Origin of the sequence: Spirochaeta cellobiosiphila DSM 17781, assembly GCF_000426705.1 — a bacterium.
GTDB lineage: Bacteria > Spirochaetota > Spirochaetia > DSM-17781 > DSM-17781 > Spirochaeta_E > Spirochaeta_E cellobiosiphila.
This window is the reverse complement of record NZ_KE384556.1, coordinates 399950-424999: the sequence shown is the minus strand read 5'-3', so window position 1 is coordinate 424999 and position 25050 is coordinate 399950. Positions and strand designations below refer to the sequence as shown.

Genomic DNA, 25050 nt, shown 5'->3' with positions numbered 1-25050 from the left:
TCTAATAAGTAAAATTGATATTTCAGTACTAGATAATAGTATTGGAGCTAATTAATACAAAAAATTAACCCTTTCTTTGCAATTTGACAGACCATCAACTACATTTTCAAATAGGAAATTATGTTGAGGAATAGCTTTGCACGAAATACTTTTAGTGGATGATGAAGCCAACATTCTGAATTCCCTCAAGAGAGTCTTTATTGATTATAGGGATCTACTCATCTTTACCGCTTCTTCTGCCAGAGAGGCTATGGCCATAATAGCCTCCAAAGATCGCCATATCGATCTTGTTATTTCCGATGAGCGAATGCCGGAAGTGGCAGGAAGTCGCTTTCTGGAAGCTGTCAAAATCAAGTTCCCCCACATAGTACGGATTATGTTAACTGGTTATGCTGACAAAGATGCCGTAATGCGTGCGGTGAATTCCGGTGAAGTATACCGATTTTTAGAAAAGCCTTGGGATAATGAGACTATCATAATGACGGTGCGTAACGGCCTGGAGTATGGACGTTTAGTCAATGAGAACCGATCCCTTAATGCCAAGGTTATAACTCAGAATAAACAACTTCAATCTATGAATCATAAGTTGGAAATGTTAGTGGAAGACAGGACTGATAAGTTAAAAAAAGCCCTTGTATCCTTACAAGCCAGGCAAATAGAAACGACTTCCAACCTTAAACAAATCGTTCTGTTATTAACCAGTATTACTGAATTGTTTCAAGCAAATTTAGGTACCCATCACAGGAGGGTTGCCTCTCTATGTTCCAAGATGGCTCACAAAATGGATTTGAAGGAAGAGGAAGTTCAAGATTTGGTATTAGCCGCCATGTTACATGACATTGGAGCCATCGGCCATGAAAGTCAGCAAGATAAGGAAAATCCCAAAAGTGATCCTGAAATAGGAGCCAACCTATTAGAGCAAGTCTTTGAATTAGAAAAAATAGCTCATACCATTCGTTATCATAAAGAATGTTGGGATGGCTCGGGTATCCCTAATCATTTGAGTGGATCTTCTATCCCTCTCTTCTCTCGGATTATTAAATTAGCTTCTGACTGGGATGATTTATGGGTGAATCAAGAGCAGGATGGACGTAAATGTCTACAAATCATGGATCAAAAAAAACGCTTCTATGATCCTGCTCTTTACAAGGTTTTCTATGCAATGATGGAAGAAGAGGTGAAGGGACAGGTAAAACAGCTTGTGGAAAAGATAGAGCTTCCTCAATTGAAAGCTGGGATGACTATTATGTCAAATATACGCCTAAAGAGTGGTGTCCTATTTCTCCCTTCAGAAACCTTTATGACAGAGGACTTGATTGAGAAAGTTATGAAATTGGCTGATCAGATAAAAGGTACAACAATCACAGTTAAAAAGGTGTAATTATGGATAAGTTTGTCATTGTTGATGATGAAAAGAACATTATACTGGCTCTTAAACGTCAACTCGCCGATTGGGCAGAAGAACAACAGTTAGAAATCATATCCTTCACGGATCCTCAGGAAGCTCTTGATTATATGAGTGGGTTAGAAAGTGTGGCTCTTCTTGTGACTGATTTTAGAATGCCTGGTATGACTGGTGCTGAACTGATAGCTCAGATTAGGGGCTTTTTCTTTGATATGGGTTGTGTCCTATTGTCAGGATATTCAGATTTGGATTCCATACAGAATGCTATTCAATCGGGTATCAATTCTTATATTCATAAGCCTTGGGAAAACGATGAACTTATTGATGGACTGAATAATGCCCTTCTTCGTTACAAAATGAATAAAGAGACAAACAAAATCAATCAGGACTTGATGGATGAATTAGAATGGTCCAAAAAATCTCATAAGATACTGACCCGTTATTTACCCTTCAAAGAGCATTTACATTTAGTCAAAAAACAAGTCTATTTTAGTGAGTTTTTAGGGAGTAGCCAATTCTACTATCAAAGGATTTTTGAAAATGGGCACTATCTTGTATGGGCATTGGGGAACCAGAATTTATATGGATCAAAAGGTTTATATCTTACTTGCTTGATGAAAATGCACCTGGACCGTTTGATTGATCAGAAAAAAAAATACACTACGAATTATCTAATGCATCAGGTTAATGATGTTGTTGTCGAGGCAGATCTTAATCTCCCTGAATTAAGCCTGGGTTTATCTATTTTTCTCTATAATACAGAAGAGAAAGTGCTCTCCTTTACTTTGGCTGATGCAGAACCTTTTTTTGTCCATCGAGGTTCGGCTCTGGAAACCATTCACCTAAAAGAACCAGGCGTAGGGTTCAAAAATCAAATACAATACCGATCTATGAAGATTGGTCTTAAGTCTCAAGATAGTCTTTATATATACACAAGAGGATTTCGCAAGAAAAACAGTCATAGTGAATTAATAGAAGTAAGCCAGGTCAAAAAGGGATTACTTAAATCTATAGCCCATAAGGAAGCCTTATCTCAATGGAATAATCATATAGGGAAGCTAAGAGAGGATAAGACCTATTGGGATGATTACCTCCTTTTGAAGGTTGATATCCTTTAATGGTTCTATCAGAGATCCTTCTCTATGTTTTTACAGCTTCCACTTTTATTCTTGTTATTATTCTGATTAAGCTCATATTGTTTAATAGAAATAAAATTCAAATCAAAGCCATAAAGGATCTTATCAATCAGATTCAGGAAGGGCATATCAAATGGTCTCATATTTCTCATAATAATAATGATTTAGATTATCGATTAGCCTATCTGGTTAGAAAAATAGATAAGAACTATCACAAAGTTAAGGAAGGAGCCTCTTCACTCAATAAAGAGTTACAACATCAACATACCATGGTTGATATTCTGGAAGAATTACCCAAGGAGAATGGGGTAAAGGTATTCCTTCAAAGAATGGTTGATTTTTTTTGTTCTCAAGAAGGGCGTTTGATTCTCATTCATAAAGGTAAGATATGGGATATCGACTATTACACCAAAGATAACAGAGGAATCCCCTTATTATTAGGAATGGAATCCAAGGATTGGCCAGAAGTATTGAATATCGATCCTATTGATGTGGAAGATAATGATCTGCTTTGCTTTAATACTTCCCATCGTAGCATTATCGGGAACCGTATCTTAGATACCTCCCTTGTGTATTGTTTACGATATGCTAATGACGTCTTGGGTTTTGCTGAGATCGCCAGGACGGCTCCCTTTAAAGCAGAGGAAGTTCAAATGTTTCGAGACCTCCTTAAACATTCTACTCCTCTTTTTAAAATTGTCCTGAACTATCAGGTAGAACGCCAGGATAGGAAAAAAGCTCTTGTTGAAAAGGATAGGATCTCTAACCGCTATAGGGATGTTGTTGAGAATAGTATAGATGGCATATTTTCTTTATCAAAGGATGGTGAGTTATTAAGTATAAATCAGTCTGGAGCTCAGTTTTTTGGGGCCAGTTCTGTAGAGGATGCTTTTAAGCTGGATTTTAAAACCCTGCATCCTGATGTTAAGTCGGGATATTTCTATAAAGTTATTAGTACGCAAGGTTATATCAATGATTTTGAATTCATGGTGGAAGTAGGAGGTAAAAAAAAGTTTGGTCTTGAATCTTGTATTGCGATTCATGACGGTGGGGGGAATGTGGCAAGCTTTCAATGCATTGTGAAAGATGTCACCATTCGTATTCAGGAAGCCAGGGACTTGATGCAGATGAATTTTCAATTAGAAGAAACCAACAGAAAATTTAAAGAAACCCAGGCACAGATGGTATCCCAGGAAAAGTTAGCTTCTATTGGACACTTAGCGGCAGGTGTTGCTCATGAAATTAATAACCCCCTTGGTTTTCTGAAAAGTAACTATGAAACTATGGAGAAGTATCAGAACTATATAAAGGAGTTCTTTCATAATTGGCAGAATACTGTGGAGCAAGATGATCTTAAATGGGGCAAGGTTAATGATTATCTGAATGATACTGATGAAATTCTTAAAGAGTCAGAGGAAGGTTTTAATAGGATTTTGTCAATTGTCAAAAACCTGAGAGACTTTTCCCGTATTGATCAGGTGTCAGAATTAGGACCCATTGATATTAATCAATGTATTGAATCCACCTTGGTGATTTGCAAGAATGAATACAAATATGTGGCTAATGTCGAGAAGGATCTGCAAAAAATCCCACCTGTATGGGGATCTGCTAATCAAATGAATCAAGTGTTTTTGAATATGATTGTGAATGCAGCTCATGCCATCAAGGATACAGGGAAGAAAGGTCTGGGAAGGATATCCATTAAGACCTACCAGGAACAGGATTCTATCAAAGTGGAAATCCAGGATTCTGGATGTGGAATACCAAAAAAGAATTTACAAAATATCTTTGATCCTTTTTTTACCACAAAGGACATAGGAGTAGGAACGGGGCTCGGTCTGAATATCTCCTATGATATTATCGTTAATAAACATCAGGGGCGTATTAAAGTAGAATCAGAAGAAGGGCAGGGTGCCAAATTTATTATAACCCTACCATCTACTAAACACTAGTGAGCTATTGAACCAGTTTTTGCTCTTCCAACCAATGTTTATAGGCTTCCAGATCATGTTTGACTGCTTTTACTACTAAGCCTATGACAAATATATCATCTAAATAACCAATGACAGGTATCATATCAGGTATTAAATCAATAGGAGATACAAAATATAATAGTCCAGCAATGATTGAGATAATACTTTTACCAGGAATCTTATCGTATTTCTGAGTTACCCAATTCTTTACAAGATCAATAAAGAGAAGGATATACTCCCAGACAGATTCTATTTTGTCTCTGACATCATAGGCTTTGCTCTCTGAATCTTTGAGTACCTTATGAACTTCTTCTGGTTTGCGATATATTTTCTTGGCTTTTCTTTGAGATTTTTTAAACTCTTCTTCAAGTTTACTCAGGTCATTAATAGGATGGGCAGAAGCCATAGTATCTCCTTTTACTGCTATATATAACTCAATATAATACTATTTAGGCTTTTTGTTAATTTCTTCTTCTACCCACCATTTGTGTTCCTCAGGGGACGGTGATTCATAGGCTAGTAGAATAAGTTTCCATACATGCCAGTGTAGGGAGGGAATCTGTAGGTCTGGGACATTGATTATGTTGTGGCCCATTAATATACCTTCTGGGCATTTCCAGTCTAAATCGGGAAAGGTTTTTGTCCAAAATTCCCGGCTTCCTGGAATATTTGTCTTGATATACAAGTTATTACCTAAAAGTTCAGAGCTAAGGTACCAATCCCGGGACAATTCTATTCCTTCTAAGGTCTGAAGTTTTTGACTGATTTCCTTTGATTTTGTTAATTGATCTATGGTCCCCAAGGGAATAAACGGAGGGAATATAAGAGCCCCCGTCTCTCTATATTGACTGAGTAGCTCTCTTTTTAAGTTATATAGTTCCACATCCCCGTTCTGGGGTGGGGAGATTCCAAGGAGGAGTGTCTTCATCAAATAATCTATCCTATGATATAGTGTATCAGCTTAATTATAGCGTAGTGTTTGTAAATGAGGAACATAGAATGAGAAGTGAAGCTCAGAGCTTGGCTAAGGATATAGCTCAAACTCTGATCGGTTGGGATTCTGTATATGTTGTCACCCTAGCCGGACTTAATGAGTTGGATCCCTTTGATCCCTATTTTTATTTGGCCTTGGATGTTTATTACCAAGGTTTTTTACCTGTTAAGGATGAACGTCGTCGGATGTTTCCCCAATCAGGAGCTTTTGAATCCTCTGTTGGCAAGGAAAAAGACAGGTTTGTAGTTGACGATTTGCCAGTGCGGATAGAATATAAAGAGATCAATACCATTAATCAGCTGCTGGATGAAGCAGAGATTCCTCCCTATGAACTAAAATCTGATAGTACCTACGTGCTATTTCGGCTTTGTAATGCCCAGATTATTGAAGAAAAGAGAGACTGGTTAGAACGGGCTCGATCCCGTGTGGCTCTCTTGAATGATGAATTCTGGTGGCACAGAAAACGTTATCATATAACAAGAATGGAGAATGCCCTTAATGATTTTAGTGCCGCTGTCCTAAAAGGGGATAGATTGTTTACTCAATTATCATTAAGTAAGTTCCTTACCCATGGAATGGGTAGCCTGTTTGCTATCAATCGTCAATTTGAGCCGGCTCCCCGTCAATTGGATTCCTTAGGTAGTCAATTAGCTATTTTACCTGAGGGGTATGAAGGTCGTCTTGAAGCTCTGTTGAGGAAGGAAGGGGATCTCGATCCAGAAAGAAAGAGAGAGGTAGCCGAATTATTCGCCAAAAGCATTATCTCCTTGGGTTAATCTTCTGTCTTCTGTCTGGCATGGCCTGGGCTGGTCCTGAGAAATCAGCTCATTACATTCCTTTTGATCAAGGAGTTAAGTGGTTCTGGGACAGCCCCTACTGGGTTGATGATTTTGTCTCTATTGTTTTAAAAGATGTCATCATCCCTGACAGAATGACCATAGATTTCACCGGATTGAATGATAAGAAAGTCTTACATCTCCCTTCAGGTAGTTTTGAACGTATCATTATTCCTCTTGGTTATGTTAGATATATACGTTCTGTAAGGACGAATCAGCCTCTTAAGGTGAAGAGCTTTCAAATCCTGCCTCAGAGGGATGAATCCTTTCATTTCGATTTCCATGAGGACAGTGATAAGTTGATGGTTCAAATAGCTTTAGGCCGGGATTTGACTATGAATTTTGATGGTGATGTCTCCTATAGCGCTAGAGGCACGGATAAAAAGGAACCTTTTTATTTCTTTGATGCAGGGCGTTCTTTGTCCCTGGAGGATGTTTCCTCTGTATTCGCATTAGAAGCTGTTGAAGATAAGGGGCTAATTCCTTCTATTGATGCGGGCCAGATGGTTTTAGAGGAAAGTCAGATTTTATGGCAATCTCCTGAATATGGATTGTTCCAATGGGGGGTGAAGGATGATGTCTATGTCTTCATGTTTCGAGATTACCGTGTACAATCCCGTTTTCTTAAACGCTTGGCCTTCTTTGTGGAAAAGAAAGGCTCTGTAGGTATTCTCAGGAGTAACAGATATTTGGCTTCACGTCATGGCTATAATGCTCATGATTATAAGGCTGATGATTTAGCTGCTTTTTTCAACTTGGTGGAAGAAGAGAAGTTCCCTTTAAACGAGGAAGAACTTGTCTTGAAGAATTGGCTTCTTGAATTGGGTGTGATCCAAATAGATTCTGATAAATATAGAGAGGGGAAAGGAGCGATTGTGAGTGCCTCCTTTGAATCTTATGATTATTTGCGTCGGTTCCTCTTAACTCATGAATTGTTTCATGGCCTTTTTTTTACGGATCCACTGTATCGGGATTATATTCGTAAAGTTTGGTATGATTTGGATGAGGACAGTCACCGTTTCTGGAGCATTCAGTTAGATTGGCGTCAGTATGATGTTGATAATGAATATCTATTGATAAATGAGTTCATGGCTTACCTAATGCAGCAGCCTAAAGAGGATGCCAGAGCTTATCTGGGGCCTTTATCTGTTGGGCGTGTTCTATCTTCCAGACCTTATCTAAATGGTTTTCTTAATCAATATCTTAGGGATAACCCCACTATCTTTGTTGACACATCTCAGTTGATCGAAGAATTTACTATCCCTCAGTATGGAATTAAATCAGGAGAAATGAGAATATTTATCAAGAACTAAGGGATCCTTTCCTTATCATTCGTCCCCCATTCTATTCTTGGGAACTCTTCTAAATTTACTTTAAAAAAACTTATTTGTTCTTGCAATCCATTCTTGTTAATTCGATAATACACCATATATAGTGTTGTTTTAAAAATTACAACTAAATAGGGGAGTGTGGTGGAAATTAAAAGACACTTTACAAAAAAAAGTAAATCGCCGTATGAAGGAATTAACTGGGTAAAAAGGACTAGTGAAATTCGCAATCCTGAAGGGAAGGCTATCTTCAAACAAGATGATGTAGTCGTTCCTGAAGGGTGGAGTCAAATTGCAACAGACATCATAGCTCAAAAGTACTTTCGTAAAGCAGGTGTTCCTAAGGAAGATGGATCGACTGGGGGAGAGAATGATGCCAGGCAAGTCTTTCATCGTTTAGCATACACCTGGAAAATCTGGGGGGAGAGAGCAGGATATCTTAAAACAGAAGAGGATTCACAAGCTTTCTATGATGAAGTTTGTTATATGCTGTCCCATCAAATGGGCGCTCCCAATTCGCCTCAATGGTTCAATACTGGTCTCCATTCTGTATATGGAATTGACGGCCCTAGCCAGGGACACTTCTATGTAGATCCTGATACGAATAAAGTCAAAGCCTCTACCAGTGCTTATGAGAGACCTCAACCTCATGCCTGCTTCATTATGAATGTAGAAGATGATCTGGTTAATGAAAGTGGTATTATGGATCTGATTACCAGGGAAGCTCGTCTATTCAAATATGGTTCTGGTACAGGATCCAACTTCTCCAAAATTCGGGGAGAAGGAGAGCAACTCTCAGGAGGAGGCATTTCTTCGGGGCTCTTATCCTTTCTTAAGATAATGGACCGTTCTGCCTCAGCTATTAAAAGTGGGGGTACGACCAGACGGGCTGCTAAAATGGTCACCCTCGATGCTGATCATCCAGACATAGAAAGATATATAGACTGGAAAGTAAAAGAAGAGCACAAGGTTGCTTCTTTGGTGGCTGGATCCAAGATTATTAAAAAGCAGGTAGATAAAATATTTGAGTCTATCCGTTCCTTTAAAGGTTCTGATGAAGCCAAGTTCAACCCAAAACAGAATCATGCCTTATATCAGGCTATAGAAGAAGCTATCCATGATGAGGTACCTTCTCCTTTTCTTTATCAAATAATGCAGCTGGCCAAACAAGGTATTGATGATACTGATTTGGAACAATTTTCAACAGAATGGGATGAAGAGGCTTATTCTTCAGTAAGTGGACAGTCTTCTAATAATTCTATTCGATTAACCACTGAGTTTATGCGTGCTGTATTAGATGATAAAGATTGGGAGCTCAAAGGGCGTGTAGAAGGGCAAGTTATGAAAACCATCAGAGCCCGGGATTTATGGAATAAAATCGCCCAAGCAGCCTGGAAATGCGCTGATCCGGGTATCCAGTTCCATTCTACAATAAATGAATGGCATACCTGTCCTGAAGACGGTGAGATCCGGGGATCTAATCCCTGTTCAGAGTATATGTTTCTTGATGACACCGCTTGTAACCTGGCTTCCTTGAATCTTATGAAATACTACAATGTAGAAACCTGTTCCTTTGATTTGGATAGTTATAGACATGCTATACGGATTTGGACTTTGATTCTTGAGATCTCTGTCGTGATGGCCCAATTCCCCTCTAAGGAGATAGCCCAGAGATCCTATGATTATCGTACTCTTGGATTAGGTTATGCCAATGTAGGCGCACTACTTATGGTGATGGGTATACCCTATGATTCTGATGAAGGCCGTACTGTCGCTGGTGCTTTAGCTTCTATTCTTACAGGAGAATCTTATAAGGCTAGTGCGGAAATGGCTTCTGAGTTAGGTCCTTTTGTTCGTTATGAAGCTAATAAGAAGCATATGCTCAAGGTTATCCGAAATCATAGACGGGCTGCTTATAATCTCCCCCATGATGAGTATGAAGGATTAAGTGTCTATCCTATAGGAATTGATGAAGATATTTGTCCCGGTAATTTGCTGGAAGCGGCTCGATTAAGCTGGGATCAGGCTTTAGAGTATGGTGACAAATATGGATATAGAAATGCCCAGGTATCAGTTATAGCTCCTACAGGAACTATTGGTCTGGTAATGGATTGTGATACAACGGGAGTAGAACCGGATTTTGCTTTGGTTAAGTTTAAAAAATTGGCCGGAGGGGGATACTTCAAGATCATTAATAACTCCATCAAACCTGCTTTGGCTAAGATTGGTTATACCCATGATCAGATTGAAGATATGGTTAGTTACTGTCTGGGTACAGGATCCTTAAAAGGTGCTCCCGGGGTATCTTATGAGAGATTGACAGCAAAGCAATTCCCTCCGGAAATTCTAGCTAAAATTGATGATTCTCTTAAAAATGCCTTTAGTTTTGCAGGAGTCTTTACCCCTTATACCTTAGGTAATGAGTTTGTTGAGAATGTATTGGGCATACCCAAAGTTACCTATAGTTTGGCAGGATTTAATCTTCTAGGGCATCTTGGTTTTACCCAAGAGGATATTCAGGCTGCTGAGTTCTATGCTTGTGGAACGATGACTTTGGAAGGGGCCCCCCACTTAAGGAAAGAACACTATTCCATATTTGATACTGCAACTCCCAGTGGTAAGATCGGGACGAGATCCATACCCTGGGAAGCTCATATCACGATGATGGCTGCGGCCCAACCTTTTATATCCGGTGCTATTTCCAAGACTATAAATATGCCCAATTCTGCTACTGTAGATGAAGTTAAAGGGGCTTATCAGATGTCTTGGAATTATATGCTTAAAGCCATAGCCCTCTATCGTGATGGTTCCAAACTAAGTCAACCATTGAGTAGTCTGTCTTCTCATAAAGATGGCATTGCTGATGCACTGATGACCATTGAGGATCAGGTTAAGAATGGACAAGTCCCCACGTCTCCTGTGTTAAACACCAGAAGTGAAGAACGAATTCCCCTTCCCAGTAGAAGGAACGGATATACTCAAAAGGCTAAGATTGGTGGTCATAGTTTGTTTCTACGAACAGGTGAGTATGAAGATGGACAGTTAGGAGAGATCTTCCTTGATATGCATAAGGAAGGGGCTGCTTTTCGATCCTTATTGAATAGTTTTGCCATTGCTGTAAGTTTGGGGCTTCAATATGGTGTGCCCTTAGAGGAATATGTTGATGCCTTTACTTTTACCCGCTTTGAACCAAGTGGTATTGTTAGGGGGCATGACAACATAAAAATGACTACATCTGTCCTTGATTTTATATTCAGAGATCTCGCTTTGTCTTATTTAGGACGAACAGATCTGGTTCAAGTTAAGCCTTCTGAAGTAGATAGTAAGGGTATGAATGATGTGAAAATTAAGAAGGTTGTTAAATCAAAAACCAGGGCCTCTTCTTTAAAAGGGGTTGAAAAAGCAGAATCAAAATCCCCGTCCCAACGGGAAATTGCCCGAATGCAAGGCTACGAAGGAGATCCTTGTCCTACTTGTGGCCACTTTACTCTTGTTCGTAATGGTACCTGTTTGAAATGTGAAACTTGTGGATCTACTACAGGTTGTAGTTAATCTTATAAAAACCCCACCCATTAGTGGTGGGGTTTTACCTATATGTCATTAAATTTAACAATTTTAAAAAATAACTACAAGATCATTAGATATGTTGATAAAGAAATAGAATTAATGTACATTAACAAAGTCCAGTGGGATTTATTGAATGCAAAAAAAGAAAGAAGACGTAAGAGAAATGGTATTACAAACAGCCAAACTTGAGTTTCTCAGTATGGGTTTTGAAAAAGCCTCTTTGCGAAATATTGCTCAAAAAGCAGGTGTTACTAAGGGTAATATAAATGTGATGACTTTATAAAAAAGATGCCCCTATTCTTCTTCTTGATGAGGCTACTGCTTCATTGGATGCTCAGAATGAAAGTAAAATTCAGTTAGCGCTTAGTGAACTTGTTAAAAATAAAACCGTTCTCATTATTGCACATAGAATGCGGACTATTCAAAGCGCGGATAACATAGTTGTTTTAAAAAACGGATCAATTGTAGAAAAGGGTACTCCCAGTGAATTACAAAAGATGAATGGTATATTTTTCACTATGGTAAAAACTCAGAGTGATAAAAAGGAGAGAAACGATTATGGGAAATAAATTAACGACAAAAGATTTAATAAATGTAGGTTTGTTTACGGCTATTTATATAGTCGTCTTTTTTGCAGTAGCAATGTTTGGGTATATTCCTATGTTTATGGTGGCACTCCCCTTTGCTATTCCTTTTGTTGGAGGAATCCCTTTTATGCTCTATCTGACAAAGGTTAAGAAGTTTGGGATGATTAGCATAACTGGTGTATTAATAACTATCTTTATGTTTGTAACAGGTCATGGTTGGCCTATTCTTATTACGGGAATTTTGTTACCTGTTTTTGCTGATCTTATTTTATTATCTGGAAAATATAATAGTTGGCCCAAATTAGTTATTAGTTATGCTGTTTTTTCTGAATGGATATTTGGTGCTATGCTACCTATGTGGATAATGAGAGATAGTTTTATAGAACGAACCAGTAAGGGCTATGGTGATGAATACACGGATAAATTGATGTCTCTCATGAGTGGTAACATGATTATTATTCTATTTATTTTAGCCATAATTGGGTCTATTCTTGGAGCGTATTTAGGAAGAAAAGTTCTTAAAAAACACTTTCAAAGAGTCGGGATCGCTTAATGAAGAAACAAGGATATATATTAGTACTGGATCCTAGAACCAAGCTAGTTTTAGTCTTAATTATTAGTATATTTATGATTAGTGGTGGGATAGAAGGAGCCCATATATATCCTAGAATAGTTCTAGCTACTATCCCTTTTATTTTGCTTCTGTTTCTCAAAAGAATGAAATCTTCAATCCTTTATGGGGTTCTTCTGTTGGCGGCATCCTATTCTGAAAAGAATCTTGTGTACAATACTCATGGTGTTTTGAACATAATCATAACAATGATATCAGGTATTATTACAAGACTTCTTCCTTCCGTTATTGTAGGATTTTATATAATGGAAACAACAACTGTAAGTCAGTTTTTGGTGGCTATGGAAAGGATGCATATGCCTAAAATGCTTACTATCCCCTTATCTGTTATGTTTAGGTTTTTTCCTACCATTAGGGAAGAATACAAACATATATATAGTGCCATGAGAATGAGAGAACTACACAATAAGATTTTTATTATTAATCCTATTCGTTACCTGGAATACTGTTTTGTTCCGTTGCTTTCATCCATAGTTAGTATAGGAGAGGATTTATCTGTTTCTGCCTTAACAAGAGGACTAGGGAGCCCCATTAAACGAACAAATATTTGTAAGATTGGTTTTGGTCTAGGGGATATGTTCTTTCTCCTTGTAGCTGTATTGTCTTCTGTCTGTTATATCTTATAAATAGTGGTTGTAAAATGCTAAATATTGATAATGCACATTTTAAATATTCTGATAATCTAGCTGAAAGTATTAAGAATATAAGCATTCGTATTAATAAGGGAGAAGTGATTCTTCTCTGTGGTGAATCAGGATGTGGCAAAACGACTTTAATAAGATTAATTAATGGCCTGATACCTCATTTCTACGAAGGAGAGAAAAAGGGTAGTGTTTTATACAAAGGAATGGATGTCGGTGGCTTACCTTTACATGAAAGCGGTAAGTTAATAGGATCCGTATTTCAAAATCCTAAGTCGCAATTTTATAATGTGGATACTACAAGCGAAATTGTATTCGCTTGTGAGAACTTTGGTTTCCCAGAAGGGACGATTAATAATATTTTATCTGATACTATCAAAACTTTTAATATTTCAAATTTGATAGATAGAAATATATTTGAATTATCAGGTGGAGAAAAGCAGAAAATAGCTTGTGCGTCCGTTTATGCTGTAGGTCCGGAAATATTAGTCTTGGATGAACCTTCCTCTAGTCTCGATCTATGTAGTATAGAACATTTAAAAGGAATCATAGAAATATGGAAATCACAAGGAAAAACAATCATTATCTCAGAGCATAGGCTCCACTACTTGAGAGAATTAATCGATGAAGTGTTTTATATCAAAGAGGGTTGCCTCTCTAGTCATTACTCAGGGAATGACTTTAGAAATTTGGATAAAGTCACTATAGAATCACTTGGTTTACGACCTCTTAGATTGGAACATATTACTTTCCGCCATTCTTATAAAAAGGAACTCATAGATACAGAGTCCCATAATTTAGAACTTAATAATTTCCATTTTTCTTATAATAAAGGCACAAAGGTTTTGGATATTCCAAAATTAAAATTATCAAGGTCTAATGCTACGGCTATTATTGGTAAAAATGGATCAGGGAAATCAACTTTTGGACGCTGTCTATGTGGATTAATGAAAAAATTTAACGGTTCGATTAAGCTTGGTGATAAGGTATACAAGAGGAAAGACATATTAAGAATGTCTTATATGGTAATGCAAGATGTGAATCATCAATTATTTACAGAGTCTGTTTTAGATGAATTGCTTTTAGGTATGGAAGTTGTTAATCATGAGGTTGCTGAAGAAATATTAGACAAGTTAGATCTTTTATCTTTAAAAGATAAACACCCCTTATCTCTATCAGGCGGACAGAGACAGCGGGTAGCTATTGCTAGTGCGATTGCTTCCAATAAAGAGATTCTTATTTTTGATGAGCCTACAAGTGGATTAGATCTTAGACATATGAAAGAAGTGGCAAAAATCATTGCTTTCCTTAGGACTATTGGTAAGACTGTGGTCATAATATCACATGATTTAGAATTTATTTTTAATACTTGTACCCAAATTATTCATATTGAAAAAGGCTGTGTCATAGATCATTATTCTCTAAATAATGCTACCGAGGAAAAACTAAAGAATACATTTATTAACCGATTTAATAACAGGTTTTCTTCGTTCTAAGTAAAGACATATACCTTCTTAATAAACCAATAGATGTCCTATGAGGTTTAGCTTTCTCATTATGCTGAATGATCCTGTATCGCGGTTTTTCGAGAACGTAATTGATATTGAGTTCTGACACAAAAAATAAGGAGTGGTATCCTAGTTCCTTTTTTATTATAAATAAGCAAGGGCCATTGCGGAAAGCCTATTCTGGCTTTTTGCAATAGCCCTTTTTCTATTGGTTCCTGTTGCAGGTCATAAAGTCATAGACGCAATTAATTCTTCTAAGGCCATCTTTAATTCTATTGCCTTTTCGGCTGAGAATTTATCCCCAAAGCTTTCAACAAGTTGGAGCGGAATATCTTTTGCCTTTTCTTTTAGGGCCTGTCCTTCTTCTGTTAGACTAATCAAAACTTGTCGCTCATCATTTTCTGATCGTCTTCGTGTCAGGATTCCCTTAGCCTCTAGACGTTTTAAAAGAGGTGTCAATGTATTAGAGGAAAGATATAGAGTCTTTCCTATAGAGGATACTGTTTGATCATCTCTTTCCCATAGTACCATTAGTATTAAGTACTGTGTATAGGTTATATCCAGGGCACTTAATAAGGGCTGGTATTTTTGTGTTGTCAATCTATGGGCTGCATAAAGGGGAAAACATATTTGATTTTCCAACTTTAGCTGGGGATAGTCGCTCATTTAGGCTTCCTTTAAGAGTTTCTCAATCTGTTTTTCCATCTTTTCTGGTTTTACAGTTGGTGCAAATCTTTTAACTGGATTGCCCTTAGAGTCTACCAAAAATTTTGTAAAATTCCACTTCACTTTGCTGCCAAATACTCCGGGCAAAGATTTTTTCAAGTACTGGAATACAGGATGGGCTTCGGGGCCGTTAACATCTGTCTTTTTAAAGAGGGGGAAGTTGACACCAAAGTTGACCTTACAAAATTCTTGAATTTCACTGTCATTTCCAGGTTCCTGGTTGCCGAATTGATCACAGGGAAATCCTAAAATCTCCAGTCCTTGATCCTTATACTTGTCGTATAGCTTTTGCAGACCATCATATTGAGGTGTAAAGCCACATTTACTCGCAGTATTCACGACTAGAACAGTTTTGCCCTTATAGGCATCAAATTTTACGTCTTTTCCTGTATTTGCCTTCGCTTCCAGGTCATAAAAATTATTTGACATAGGATACCTCCTGTACGGTTATCGTATAAGAATATATCGTGTGCGATATTGTAAAGTCAAGTTTATTCGCATATTTGGGTTACTAAAGCTTTTAGGACTATACATAAAGTGTATTAAATGGTAGTTCTCAATGCACCTTTGTTTAATATCCGGTTTTAAACTCAAAGCTAATTATAATTCGCCTGAACTGGAGCAATGTCATATTGCGGGTTGGTTATTACCATTTTGTTCAGGAGGAACGATGAATTTTGATAAATTGGGACTAATTCCCGAGATCCTTAAAGCTATTGAGTCAAGAGGATATAAAACACCTACGAAAGTCCAATCAGAAGCCATACCGGCTATTTTAAAAGGTAAAGACGTATTGGGTGGTTCTCAAACAGGGACTGGTAAAACAGCCGCTTTTGCTCTGCCTATCCTTAATAAACTAAGTGAAAGAGGGCGGTCTAATAAGAATCCACGAGCCCTGATACTAACACCAACACGAGAACTTGCTGATCAAGTAGGGGAGAGCTTTAAAGATTATGGTAAACACCTGGATCTAAAATCAGCTTCTGTCTATGGTGGGGTTAGTATTAATCCTCAGATCAAAAATATCAAAAACGGTCTCGATATTCTTATTGCTACACCTGGACGTTTACTGGATCATCTCCGTCAAAAGACCATTAATTTGGAGAACATAAAAATATTTGTTCTTGATGAAGCCGATAGAATGTTCGATATGGGCTTTATTCAGGATGTCCAGAAGATCATTAAATATCTGCCAGAACAAAGACAGAATCTAATGTTTTCTGCAACCTATGATAAAGATGTGAGAAAGCTTGTTAATAAGATATTAACCAATCCTGTTACTGTAGAAGTGACCAAGGGAAATACTCCTGCTGATATGGTAGAACAAAAGGCTCTCTATGTTGATCAGAAACAGAAATCCTCTCTTCTTGTCCATTTGATGAATAAGGATAACTGGTATCAGGTTCTGGTTTTTGTTCGAACAAAGCATGGCGCTGATCGTTTAGCTAAACAGCTCCAACAGCAGAATATACCTTCAGCTGCTATCCATGGTGATAAAAGACAGGGCGCTAGAACAAGAGCTTTGGAACAGTTCAAAAAAGGTGATCTTCAAGCTCTGATTGCCACAGATGTTGCTGCTCGGGGAATTCATATGAATGAATTGGGTTATGTTGTTAACTATGACCTCCCTCAGGTTCCGGAAGATTATGTGCATCGTGTGGGGCGAACAGGACGTGCTGGTAAGAAAGGGATTGCCATCTCCTTTGTCACACCTGATGAGAAACGACAACTTCAGAGGATTGAAAGACTTCTTAAGACCAATATTGATATCTTCAAAGAAGAGGGCTTTGTTCCAGATGCTACTGTTGTAACTACACCAAAGAAGAAGCCCGCTTCCCCTTATGGTGTTCAAAAAGGACCAAAAAATCGAAAAGGAAATGAATCTCGCGGTTCTGTTCCTTCAAAGCCTGGTTCACATAAGTCTTTTGGACGTAAACCAGGTAGTAAGCATACCTCCTCTTCTCAGAAGAAAAGTCATCCTTTTCCTAAAGGGAAGTTAGGATATAAGTAATTAGGAGAGCGATAGTTCTAGTCATACAGGAACTATCGCAGTATTACCTGCCAGAAATCTATAGAGGGTACTTTGTGATTATCCTCCTCAGCTCTTGGAAAAAAATCTGTATCTTTCTCAGTTTCCAGGGTACAGTATAGAATATGTTATATGTATTCGATTTAGACTTTACTTTGTGGGACTGTGGAGGTACCTGGTGTGATTGTACATCACCTCCTTATCGTAAAACCCGGGGGGGTGTTTATGATAGTGTTGGCAGACATATACGTCTTTATCCCGATGTTTTGCCTATATTGAATCGATTAAGAGAAGAAGGGCATCTTTTGGCCGTTGCTTCCAGGACGCACGAACCAATGTGGGCTAAGGCTTTACTCAAGTTATTGGATGTTGATACAGTTTTTCAGTTTAAAGAGATATATCCTGGTTCTAAATATCCTCATTTTAAATCTCTCAAGGAAAAAAGCCACATGAACTATGATGAAATGATATTTTTTGATGATGAGGAACGTAATATCAAAGATATCCAAGGTTTAGGAGTTAAATCCATATTAGTATCCCATGGTTTTAATTGGCGCTATTTAAACCAGGTAAGAATTCATCATAACAGTCATTAGGCTTACTCTTCTTTTTTGGGTATGGAGAACTTATCAGAGTCAAATCGATCTCCTCCTAGCCATAGATCTATCTTAATACCATTATTTGTTCGGGTGACATCCGAATGTTTTAACTGCCAGCCAAGAAGGTTTAGTCTTGAAGATCCAAGTAAGTCATGTCCTGTCATAGCACCATAATATCCGGCTAATTCAGGTCGTTTTCTACTATTGAGGGCCCGATTCATTCGTTCTATTTCTTCATCCGTATGTTCATTATCATCAATGACACAAAGATGAAGACCATCTGATTCCTGGTGTAAAGAAATAACCATACGCATGGGATCTTCATCAAGTATGTATTTTGATATCTCTCCAATAAGATGAAGTATGAGATCCTGTCTTTTCATTTTATATTTCCTCCTTGTTCGACTTATACCACTGAATGACCGCGATAAGGAAGGTAGCGGTCAAACCTCCTGCGAATCCATTATTATACAGATTGATGCCTCCATACCAATGGGTGGTTTGAGAAACGAGAAGCATATGTATAAAACCTGCGATGACACCTGCTTTGACCCCAAATTCACCAGCCAAAGGACTAAGTGTCGTTGAGAATATAAGCGCCAATAATGGTCCCGGGGACGTTAAAGATTGTCCTGATACTAATGTTGCTATGATGACACCCAAGATTACAGGCCAACTATTCTTAATGTGGGTACCAAAAGCTGCGAATCCAATGATGGTAAACAACCCTCCGATCACAGGCCCATTAAAATCCCCCCCGATTATCCAAATGTAAAGACTGAAAAGTAATCCTATAATACCTGAATTGACTAGTGTAGATTCAGGGGAGGCTAAATCTGTGAAGTCCGAAGGTAGTCTTCCTGATAAGGTTTGAATGTAGAAAAAGTCTTTAACAGTTTTTTTCTTGAAGGGCAGCAATCCTAGTAAAATAAGAAATAGGGACAATAGAGGGATTAATAAAACCATGGGCAGAGAGGTTTTATTCGACCATAGGAGCGTCGCGTTATAATCCGTACCAAATCCTTTCAACATAGAAAAAGCGAATAGTCCTAAAAAACCGCAGGACAATCCCATATTATATAGATTATATCCCTGATGCAGGTGGAGCATAGCAAACGCTATAGCTGGTAATAGCAATCCTGTACAAATACCTACTATTAAGCCTAATGGCAATGAATAGATTAAAGATAGTCCCGTTTCCCATATAAGAGTGTTGACCAGAGGACCTAGGGCTGTTCCGAAGAGCGCAATGAGTAGATATTCTTTATAGCTTTTGTTGACGATCTTTGCTGCGAGAAATACACCTAATATGATAGGAATAACATTCAGAGAGGTTTTCCCAAATAATCCGAAACCTGTCATGGTTAACACAGCTGCAAAAGTGGGTCCCGATAGGGATATTCCTGTAATGCTTATTATAAATAAACCGATTATCCCTACTAATGAGGCATTAAATAATGCCCCTCCTATTCCACCCACAATAAAATAATCATTGATCAATCTTGATGGATGTATTTGGATTTGTAAAAAACCTTTTAACATGCTGATCGGCCCATCAATGCCTATGGCCAATAGGATCATCCCTGTCAAAATGGTTACGAGGGCAAAATATAGTTTGTTTTTATATAACTCTTTCGTCATGCAGCCTATATTTTCATGGACCCACTAGGCTGTCTATAGTCGCTTTTTGATATGATTGACTGTTTATATCTTCTGTAAATCCTTTATGGGAGAAAACACTAGAAGTGTCTCTGATGACAGTTTCTGATTTAGACAATAATCATCTATAGTGGCCTCTTTTAGTCTTTTATAGTCATAATAAGGATGAGATAGCAGCCAATTGGCTATCCGGCCACGCATATATTTACCGTTATAGCTAATGGATTTCCATTGGTTACCCCTGTATTCCTTTATGTCTATCCGGAGTCGTTTTATGTCATCATCGGGAAGTAATTTACTGTATTCATTAGACGCTAAATCAATCAATAATTCATATTTACATTTCTTTATATGTTCAAGGATAAGAGGTTTCCATAGCTTATACAAATGATGATTTTTTGAAAAATCCAAACGATAAGGCCATATGACATCTTGTGGTCGGAGCATACCATAGAGCGCACTTAATATGAACAAATCAATGTCTTTGCTCTTAACTATGCTATTTGTGTAAGCTAGACCATTAAAAGCGGGACCAGAATATAATTCGATGGATTTTGATCCCTTTTCCTTACCCCACTTTTGCCAGATTTGATAGACTTCTTCCGCTTTCTTGTCTGATAAGTCTTGTTTGTGCTGCAGTTGGCTTAAATCCATTTCAATATATGGTTTAGCCAGTGATTTAGCTTTGTCTAAAAAAAGGGGCTCTTGTACTTCCTTTGAAATATTCTGTTCTATTTGTGTTTTGGAGGGAGATAAAAAAAGTGCAATTTTCATTGTTGAATCTACCAGTTATGTCTTTGTAGTGGTTTTGTTTTAATGAGCTCTAGCCCTTTGATTACTTTTGCTCCAGACTCAGCACTAACCGGATTTTTGGTTTTGTTGATTATACTGTCAGCAAGACTATCAAAATAAATTCTATAATCCCCTGGAATGGTAGGAATCCTTTGAATGGAATCTTCCATAGAAAGGATGCCATAGGCTTCTTCTTCATCCTTACCGAGTTTTTCTGAAGGTTCTTGTCCTTCTCTCAGTCTTTCTTCCTGAGGATCTACTCCATACTTAACAAAAGATCCTTTAGTCCCGTGTAGGGCATAGCGAATAGTCTTCCCCTTAACAAAAGTAGAGGAGTGTAATAGTACACGCATGTCACCATAGCTCATTATTATATGGAAATAATCATCTGTAAGAGCATCTGGTTTTTGGTTTATCACATCCCCCCATATCCACTGGGGATCTCCAAAAAGATTGAAGGCCTGGTCGAGTAAATGGGAGCCTAAGTCATAGAGAATACCAGAACCTGGAAGTGCTTTCTCCCGCCATCTGTCCCGGGCTGTAGGTCGAAATCTATCCATGTGAGATTCAAATTGATAGATATCTCCTAATAAACCTTCCTCTAATATTTTTTTGATTGTTAAGTAGTCTCCATCCCATCTCCTATTTTGATAAACACTTAGGGTCAGATTCTTCTTTTTACTCAAAGCAACGAGTTCGTCTGCCTCTTTTAATGTGGGGGTGAATGGTTTTTCCACTATAACATTTTTGCCTGCTATGAGTGCTGCCTTTGCATAGGGGAAATGTGTTGTATTAGGTGTTGTAATAACTACCAGATCTATTTCTGGATCTTGGAATACTGATTCTACTGAGCTTACCACCCCTACATTGGGAAAATCTTTCTTGATATCATTCTCACGGGAGGATAAGATTTTTGTTACTTTATATTTGGGGTTTTCCTTTAAAAAAGGACCATGAAATGTAGAACCGGATAATCCGTACCCAAGTATTCCTGTCTTAATAATCACAAATACTCCTTTTGCCTACAGAGAATATAGATAATCTTACTTATGAAATCAAGTTTGTTAGGTTTGACAAAGTTATATAAAGAGAATAAGGTTTAAATGTCATGCGGATTACAAAAGAAGAAGCTCTGTCCCGGTTTAAAAAATACCTACAGAAAAATGGACGGTTTATTACTTTCGAAAGGACTGTTATTTTTGATGAAGTATTTCATTTTGATGGGCACTTTGAAGCTGAAGAATTAGTAGAAATTCTTAAAAAAGGTGAAAATAGAATCTCAAGAGCTACCATTTACCGAACCTTAAAGATGTTCGAAGAAATAGGTTTTGTTCGAAAAATGTATGAGCGTGATCGTCATGCTACTTATGAATTTATCCATGAAAACACACATTTTGGTCACCTTATCTGTGAACGATGTGGAAAAGTTATTGAACTTAGGGGCCATAGTATGGAAGCCCTGGAAGATAGAATCTGCCAAAAACATCGGTTCCGACCTTCTCACATCAATCTACAAATCAACGGTGTCTGTTCTACCTGCGTAGAGAAAGAAGAGGCCGAAGAATCAGAAAATACTTACAAATCCGATTATTAATAAAATCCCCCATCAAAATGGGGGACTCTGATTTAAGCTTTGATTGCCTCTACAGGGCAAACTTCTGCACAAGCCCCACAGTCTATGCAAGTATCTGCATCAATTGAATAAGGACTTCCTTCACTGATTGCGTCAACTGGACATTCAGGTTGGCAAGATCCACATTCACTGCAAGCATCTGTAATTTGATATGCCATTTAAGTCTCCTTTTATAGCCATTTAATAGGTAATGTCATTTTTACCTAATTGATGTGAAAATACAAGAGAAATTCTCAATAACGACTAATTTAAGAATCAGTCGCAAGACTTAGGCTTGCCTAATTAAGCTGAATAAAAAATTGGGCCAGGGTTCCTTTTATACTCTGTCTTTGCTTTGTCCATAGACTATTTTCTGCTATATTGGAGGGCATGAATGACAATTCCAAAATAAACTTAGCTGTCGTAACCGGCGGAAAAGCCTTTGATGTTCCTCAATTCTATGAATTATTTGACAGTATGTCATCTATCAAAGCCTATATCCAGCATCTTGATGACTATGCTTCTACATCAAAAGAACAAAGAGATTTCTATGATGTCCTATTATTTTTTACTTTTATGAGAGAAGCCCCCACTGACGAAGGTATTCCTCCGTATAGGGGAAAACCTTTAAGTGTACTTCAAGAATTGGGAAATACAAACCAAGGGATTGTCCTATTCCATCACGGCTGTTTGTCCTTTCCCGGCTGGTCTTTCTGGGATAATTTGTCTGGCCTTCCTAAACGCTATCTAGATTACTATGAACATGATGAACCTATAGCTGTTAATATTGCTAATCCTGGCCATCCTATAGCAGAAGGTTTGAATAACTGGAAGATGCTAGATGAAGCCTATTGTATGGCCGAACCAGAAAAGGAATGTGAGGTCATTTTTCAAACTGATCATCCTAAGAGTATGAAGGCCTTGGGGTGGACAAAGAATTGGGGGCAAAGCCGCATGTTTTGTACTCTATCAGGGCATGATCATCAGACATGGAAAGACCCCCATTTTAGACAAATGTTAGAACAGTCCATCCAATGGACTTGTCACAGACGGTAGGAAGATCATGAATAGACAAGAGTTTTCCCTAATCATAGGAATATCTCCTGAAGCTCTCAGATTCTATGAGAAGGAAGGTTTACTAAAACCTAAACGTAATCCCTCTAATGGATATAGGGTCTATGATGAGGGGGATCACCTCAGAATAGATATGATTCTGAGATTCAAACGATTTGGTTTTACCTTAAATGAAATCAAAACTTTTTTTAATTATTTAGACAGGACTCCAAAAGAAGACCAGGAATTCAAACTATTTCTGAGACAGAAGATTAATCATTTAGAAAAGCAAAGGGAAGATATTCTCACAATGAAAAACGCTTTGGAGAGCTTTCTGACGCGAGAAGATAAGCCCTCTTGCGAAGTTTTTGGAAAAATAATAAATAGGTCTTGACCCTGTAGTTACCTACACTGTTTAGGTTCTTCCTGTACTCATCTCTGCAGGAGGAATTAACATGATAAGTTTTACACATTTTCGCCACGGAACATCCATTCTTAATATTGATGGCAAGACCATTTTGATTGATCCATTATTCGCACCGAAAGGGAGTTATCCCCCTGTTTTTATGACGCATAATGATCATAGAAACCCCTTAATCGATCTACCTGTTGATTATCAGCAGTTATTAGATGTGAATGGGGTATTAGTGACCCATGGTCATAATGATCATTTTGATAAAAACGCTCAAGAAGTGCTTCCCAAAAACATACCCCTCATCTGCCAAGCTTGGGAGGCTCCCGGATACTGTGAAATGGGCTTTACCAACTGTCATCCTATCGATGAGTCCCTTATCTGGAATGAAATGAAATGGTCCAGGATAGAAGGCACTCATGGGGGAAGGATGTTTAATAAACGCTTAGGTAGATCTTCAAGCTATCTCATTAGTAATCAAGAAGGAATCAAAATACTAGTAACAGGGGATACCTTATTAACAGGAAAGCAGAAGAAGATAATTAGGGATCTAAACCCGCATATTATTATTGCTAATGGTGGTAAGGCTACCTTAAAATGGGGTGGGAAAATAACCATGAGCCACAAAGATATTTTGTGTCTCTCCAGAATTTGTCCGGATAGTCAAATATATCTTGTCCATCTCGATTCTTATAATCATTGTAAAGATACAAGTGATCGCTTAAGTAAAAAAACTGATAAAAATAAAAATATTATCCTACCGGAAGTGGGAAAGACAATTATCTGTTATCCTTAGGTATTATGGAAAATAGCAATGATATAGATTCCTTGTTAAATAAAGCATTAGTTAAAATGGATGAGAATAACTGGGATGCGGGTCTAACCATACTTGACGAAGCTCTATCTCTTTATCCCCATTCTGTGATGGCCACTCTTTATAAGGGAGTGTGTCTTTATTCTAGTAAACGCTGGCAGGAAGCATTAGAACTCTATAATGGCTTGATGAAAGTCGCTGCTTCAGATTATGCCTACTATTCCAGAGCAATGGTTCATGGTGCTTTAGGGGATTTCCAATCCATGCTTGATGATAGTTTTAAAGCTTTACAACTTAGAGAATATCAACCTGGCAGCTCTGTTCAGGAGGAACTGGTTCTCAATAATATTGCTACTGCTTATATTGAGTTGGATGAACACGAAATGGCCATAGAGTATCTAAAAGAGTGCATTCATAAGTCCCCCCCTTTTATTGCACCATACTTGAATCTGGCCACTGTATATCAAAAGAAGGGACAGTTCGATTCGACAGAAAGTATCCTATTACAGGGAATCAAGAGCTTTCCCCATGATTTGGATCTTTTGTTGGCTCTCATTGATTTTTATAAACTAATTAACAAAATCGACAAGGCTATCTCTTTTTGTGATAAAGCTTTGAATTTATATCCTGACGATGAAGACCTACTCTCTATAAGGCAAACATTATTAAAGTATCAATAATATAAAATTGATATTTACTTGGGCCCCTTGAGTTAACACGTCTTATTTGCTAACTATATTAATAAGTA

27 protein-coding genes are annotated in these 25050 nt (G+C 37.8%); 18 read left to right on the top strand and 9 right to left on the bottom strand.

The genetic code is table 11. The features are described 5' to 3' along the window. Nucleotides 1-136: 136 nt before the first annotated feature. Genes K345_RS0114605 through K345_RS22490 form a run of 3 tightly spaced genes read left to right on the top strand, consistent with a single transcriptional unit; the run spans nucleotide 137 to nucleotide 4493 of the window. Entirely contained in the window at nucleotides 137-1381 is a 1245-nt protein-coding gene (locus tag K345_RS0114605) for an HD domain-containing phosphohydrolase (protein WP_028974798.1), read from the top strand. Nucleotides 1382-1383: 2 nt separating this feature from the next. Beyond that, nucleotides 1384-2523 carry a response regulator gene (locus K345_RS0114600; RefSeq protein ID WP_028974797.1) on the top strand — a complete coding sequence of 380 codons (1140 nt, stop codon included), beginning with the start codon at nucleotides 1384-1386 and terminating at the stop codon, nucleotides 2521-2523. Further along, a complete protein-coding gene (locus K345_RS22490) occupies nucleotides 2523-4493 on the top strand; it encodes a PAS domain-containing sensor histidine kinase (protein WP_053228343.1) in 1971 nt (656 codons plus the stop codon). Before K345_RS0114600 ends, K345_RS22490 begins: the two co-directional genes overlap by 1 nt. Nucleotides 4494-4497: 4 nt before the next feature. Here the strand turns inward: K345_RS22490 and K345_RS23910 are convergent, their stop codons facing one another. Continuing rightward, on the bottom strand, nucleotides 4498-4920 hold the full coding sequence (locus K345_RS23910; protein ID WP_053228342.1) for a YkvA family protein: 423 nt from the start codon (nucleotides 4918-4920) through the stop codon (nucleotides 4498-4500). A gap of 39 nt (nucleotides 4921-4959) precedes the next feature. Continuing rightward, nucleotides 4960-5442, bottom strand: a complete 483-nt coding sequence (locus tag K345_RS0114585) for a hypothetical protein (RefSeq protein WP_028974795.1) — start codon at nucleotides 5440-5442, stop codon at nucleotides 4960-4962. Between the two features lie 71 nt (nucleotides 5443-5513). Between K345_RS0114585 and K345_RS0114580 the strand changes: the two genes are divergently transcribed. The 8 genes from K345_RS0114580 to K345_RS0114545 all read left to right on the top strand — a co-directional run bounded on the left by K345_RS0114580 (nucleotide 5514) and on the right by K345_RS0114545 (nucleotide 14594). Beyond that, the gene (locus K345_RS0114580; protein ID WP_037572685.1) at nucleotides 5514-6284 is read left to right on the top strand and encodes a DUF4037 domain-containing protein; all 771 of its coding nucleotides are present in this window, start codon (nucleotides 5514-5516) and stop codon (nucleotides 6282-6284) included. Between the two features lie 20 nt (nucleotides 6285-6304). Next, nucleotides 6305-7657 (top strand): hypothetical protein, encoded by a 1353-nt coding sequence (locus K345_RS22485; protein ID WP_053228340.1) that lies wholly within the window; start codon nucleotides 6305-6307, stop codon nucleotides 7655-7657. Nucleotides 7658-7816: 159 nt separating this feature from the next. Further along, nucleotides 7817-11224: an adenosylcobalamin-dependent ribonucleoside-diphosphate reductase gene (locus tag K345_RS0114570; protein WP_028974793.1), complete on the top strand. Its 3408-nt coding sequence runs from the start codon at nucleotides 7817-7819 to the stop codon at nucleotides 11222-11224. A 148-nt stretch (nucleotides 11225-11372) separates the two neighbouring features. Then, the gene (locus K345_RS23180; RefSeq protein WP_156888419.1) at nucleotides 11373-11522 is read left to right on the top strand and encodes a TetR/AcrR family transcriptional regulator; all 150 of its coding nucleotides are present in this window, start codon (nucleotides 11373-11375) and stop codon (nucleotides 11520-11522) included. Nucleotides 11523-11565: 43 nt separating this feature from the next. Next, the gene (locus K345_RS0114560; protein WP_028974792.1) at nucleotides 11566-11808 is read left to right on the top strand and encodes a hypothetical protein; all 243 of its coding nucleotides are present in this window, start codon (nucleotides 11566-11568) and stop codon (nucleotides 11806-11808) included. Continuing rightward, entirely contained in the window at nucleotides 11798-12379 is a 582-nt protein-coding gene (locus K345_RS0114555; protein WP_028974791.1) for an MptD family putative ECF transporter S component, read from the top strand. The genes K345_RS0114560 and K345_RS0114555 overlap by 11 nt, the downstream gene beginning before the upstream one ends. Beyond that, nucleotides 12379-13083 (top strand): energy-coupling factor transporter transmembrane component T, encoded by a 705-nt coding sequence (locus tag K345_RS0114550; RefSeq protein WP_028974790.1) that lies wholly within the window; start codon nucleotides 12379-12381, stop codon nucleotides 13081-13083. Before K345_RS0114555 ends, K345_RS0114550 begins: the two co-directional genes overlap by 1 nt. A 14-nt stretch (nucleotides 13084-13097) precedes the next feature. After that, nucleotides 13098-14594: an ABC transporter ATP-binding protein gene (locus K345_RS0114545; RefSeq protein ID WP_028974789.1), complete on the top strand. Its 1497-nt coding sequence runs from the start codon at nucleotides 13098-13100 to the stop codon at nucleotides 14592-14594. 237 nt (nucleotides 14595-14831) lie between these two features. Here the strand turns inward: K345_RS0114545 and K345_RS0114540 are convergent, their stop codons facing one another. Both K345_RS0114540 and K345_RS0114535 read right to left on the bottom strand, forming a co-directional pair. Beyond that, on the bottom strand, nucleotides 14832-15272 hold the full coding sequence (locus K345_RS0114540) for a MarR family winged helix-turn-helix transcriptional regulator (RefSeq protein WP_028974788.1): 441 nt from the start codon (nucleotides 15270-15272) through the stop codon (nucleotides 14832-14834). Next, nucleotides 15273-15761, bottom strand: coding sequence for a glutathione peroxidase (locus tag K345_RS0114535; RefSeq protein WP_028974787.1), 489 nt, complete (start codon nucleotides 15759-15761; stop codon nucleotides 15273-15275). It abuts the gene before it with no gap. Between the two features lie 241 nt (nucleotides 15762-16002). Between K345_RS0114535 and K345_RS21255 the strand changes: the two genes are divergently transcribed. Both K345_RS21255 and K345_RS0114525 read left to right on the top strand, forming a co-directional pair. After that, complete coding sequence (locus tag K345_RS21255; RefSeq protein ID WP_053228339.1) at nucleotides 16003-17343, top strand: DEAD/DEAH box helicase; 1341 nt, start codon at nucleotides 16003-16005, stop codon at nucleotides 17341-17343. A 143-nt stretch (nucleotides 17344-17486) separates the two neighbouring features. Next, complete coding sequence (locus K345_RS0114525; protein ID WP_028974786.1) at nucleotides 17487-17957, top strand: magnesium-dependent phosphatase-1; 471 nt, start codon at nucleotides 17487-17489, stop codon at nucleotides 17955-17957. 2 nt (nucleotides 17958-17959) lie between these two features. Here K345_RS0114525 and K345_RS0114520 read toward each other — a convergent pair whose 3' ends face one another. From K345_RS0114520 to K345_RS21250, 4 genes are all read right to left on the bottom strand, one after another. Beyond that, nucleotides 17960-18343, bottom strand: coding sequence for a hypothetical protein (locus K345_RS0114520; RefSeq protein WP_028974785.1), 384 nt, complete (start codon nucleotides 18341-18343; stop codon nucleotides 17960-17962). A 1-nt stretch (nucleotide 18344) separates the two neighbouring features. Further along, entirely contained in the window at nucleotides 18345-19601 is a 1257-nt protein-coding gene (locus K345_RS0114515; RefSeq protein WP_037572518.1) for a DUF1576 domain-containing protein, read from the bottom strand. A 63-nt stretch (nucleotides 19602-19664) separates the two neighbouring features. Further along, nucleotides 19665-20393, bottom strand: coding sequence for a YaaA family protein (locus K345_RS0114510; RefSeq protein WP_028974783.1), 729 nt, complete (start codon nucleotides 20391-20393; stop codon nucleotides 19665-19667). An 8-nt stretch (nucleotides 20394-20401) separates the two neighbouring features. Beyond that, a complete protein-coding gene (locus tag K345_RS21250; RefSeq protein WP_053228338.1) occupies nucleotides 20402-21418 on the bottom strand; it encodes an oxidoreductase in 1017 nt (338 codons plus the stop codon). Nucleotides 21419-21519: 101 nt separating this feature from the next. On the opposite strand from K345_RS21250, the gene K345_RS0114500 reads away from it, so the two are divergent. Next, complete coding sequence (locus K345_RS0114500; RefSeq protein ID WP_028974782.1) at nucleotides 21520-22005, top strand: Fur family transcriptional regulator; 486 nt, start codon at nucleotides 21520-21522, stop codon at nucleotides 22003-22005. A gap of 32 nt (nucleotides 22006-22037) precedes the next feature. Here the strand turns inward: K345_RS0114500 and K345_RS22950 are convergent, their stop codons facing one another. Further along, complete coding sequence (locus tag K345_RS22950; protein WP_083963788.1) at nucleotides 22038-22202, bottom strand: DUF362 domain-containing protein; 165 nt, start codon at nucleotides 22200-22202, stop codon at nucleotides 22038-22040. Between the two features lie 211 nt (nucleotides 22203-22413). Here K345_RS22950 and K345_RS0114485 point away from each other — a divergent pair, with 211 nt between their 5' ends. The 4 genes from K345_RS0114485 (at nucleotide 22414) to K345_RS0114470 (ending at nucleotide 24982) form a co-directional block, all read left to right on the top strand. Then, on the top strand, nucleotides 22414-23079 hold the full coding sequence (locus tag K345_RS0114485; RefSeq protein WP_028974781.1) for a ThuA domain-containing protein: 666 nt from the start codon (nucleotides 22414-22416) through the stop codon (nucleotides 23077-23079). A 7-nt stretch (nucleotides 23080-23086) separates the two neighbouring features. Beyond that, a complete protein-coding gene (locus K345_RS21245) occupies nucleotides 23087-23470 on the top strand; it encodes a helix-turn-helix domain-containing protein (protein WP_053228337.1) in 384 nt (127 codons plus the stop codon). Nucleotides 23471-23531: 61 nt separating this feature from the next. After that, entirely contained in the window at nucleotides 23532-24284 is a 753-nt protein-coding gene (locus tag K345_RS0114475) for an MBL fold metallo-hydrolase (RefSeq protein ID WP_028974780.1), read from the top strand. A gap of 5 nt (nucleotides 24285-24289) precedes the next feature. After that, nucleotides 24290-24982, top strand: coding sequence for a tetratricopeptide repeat protein (locus tag K345_RS0114470; protein WP_028974779.1), 693 nt, complete (start codon nucleotides 24290-24292; stop codon nucleotides 24980-24982). Nucleotides 24983-25050 lie beyond the last annotated feature (68 nt).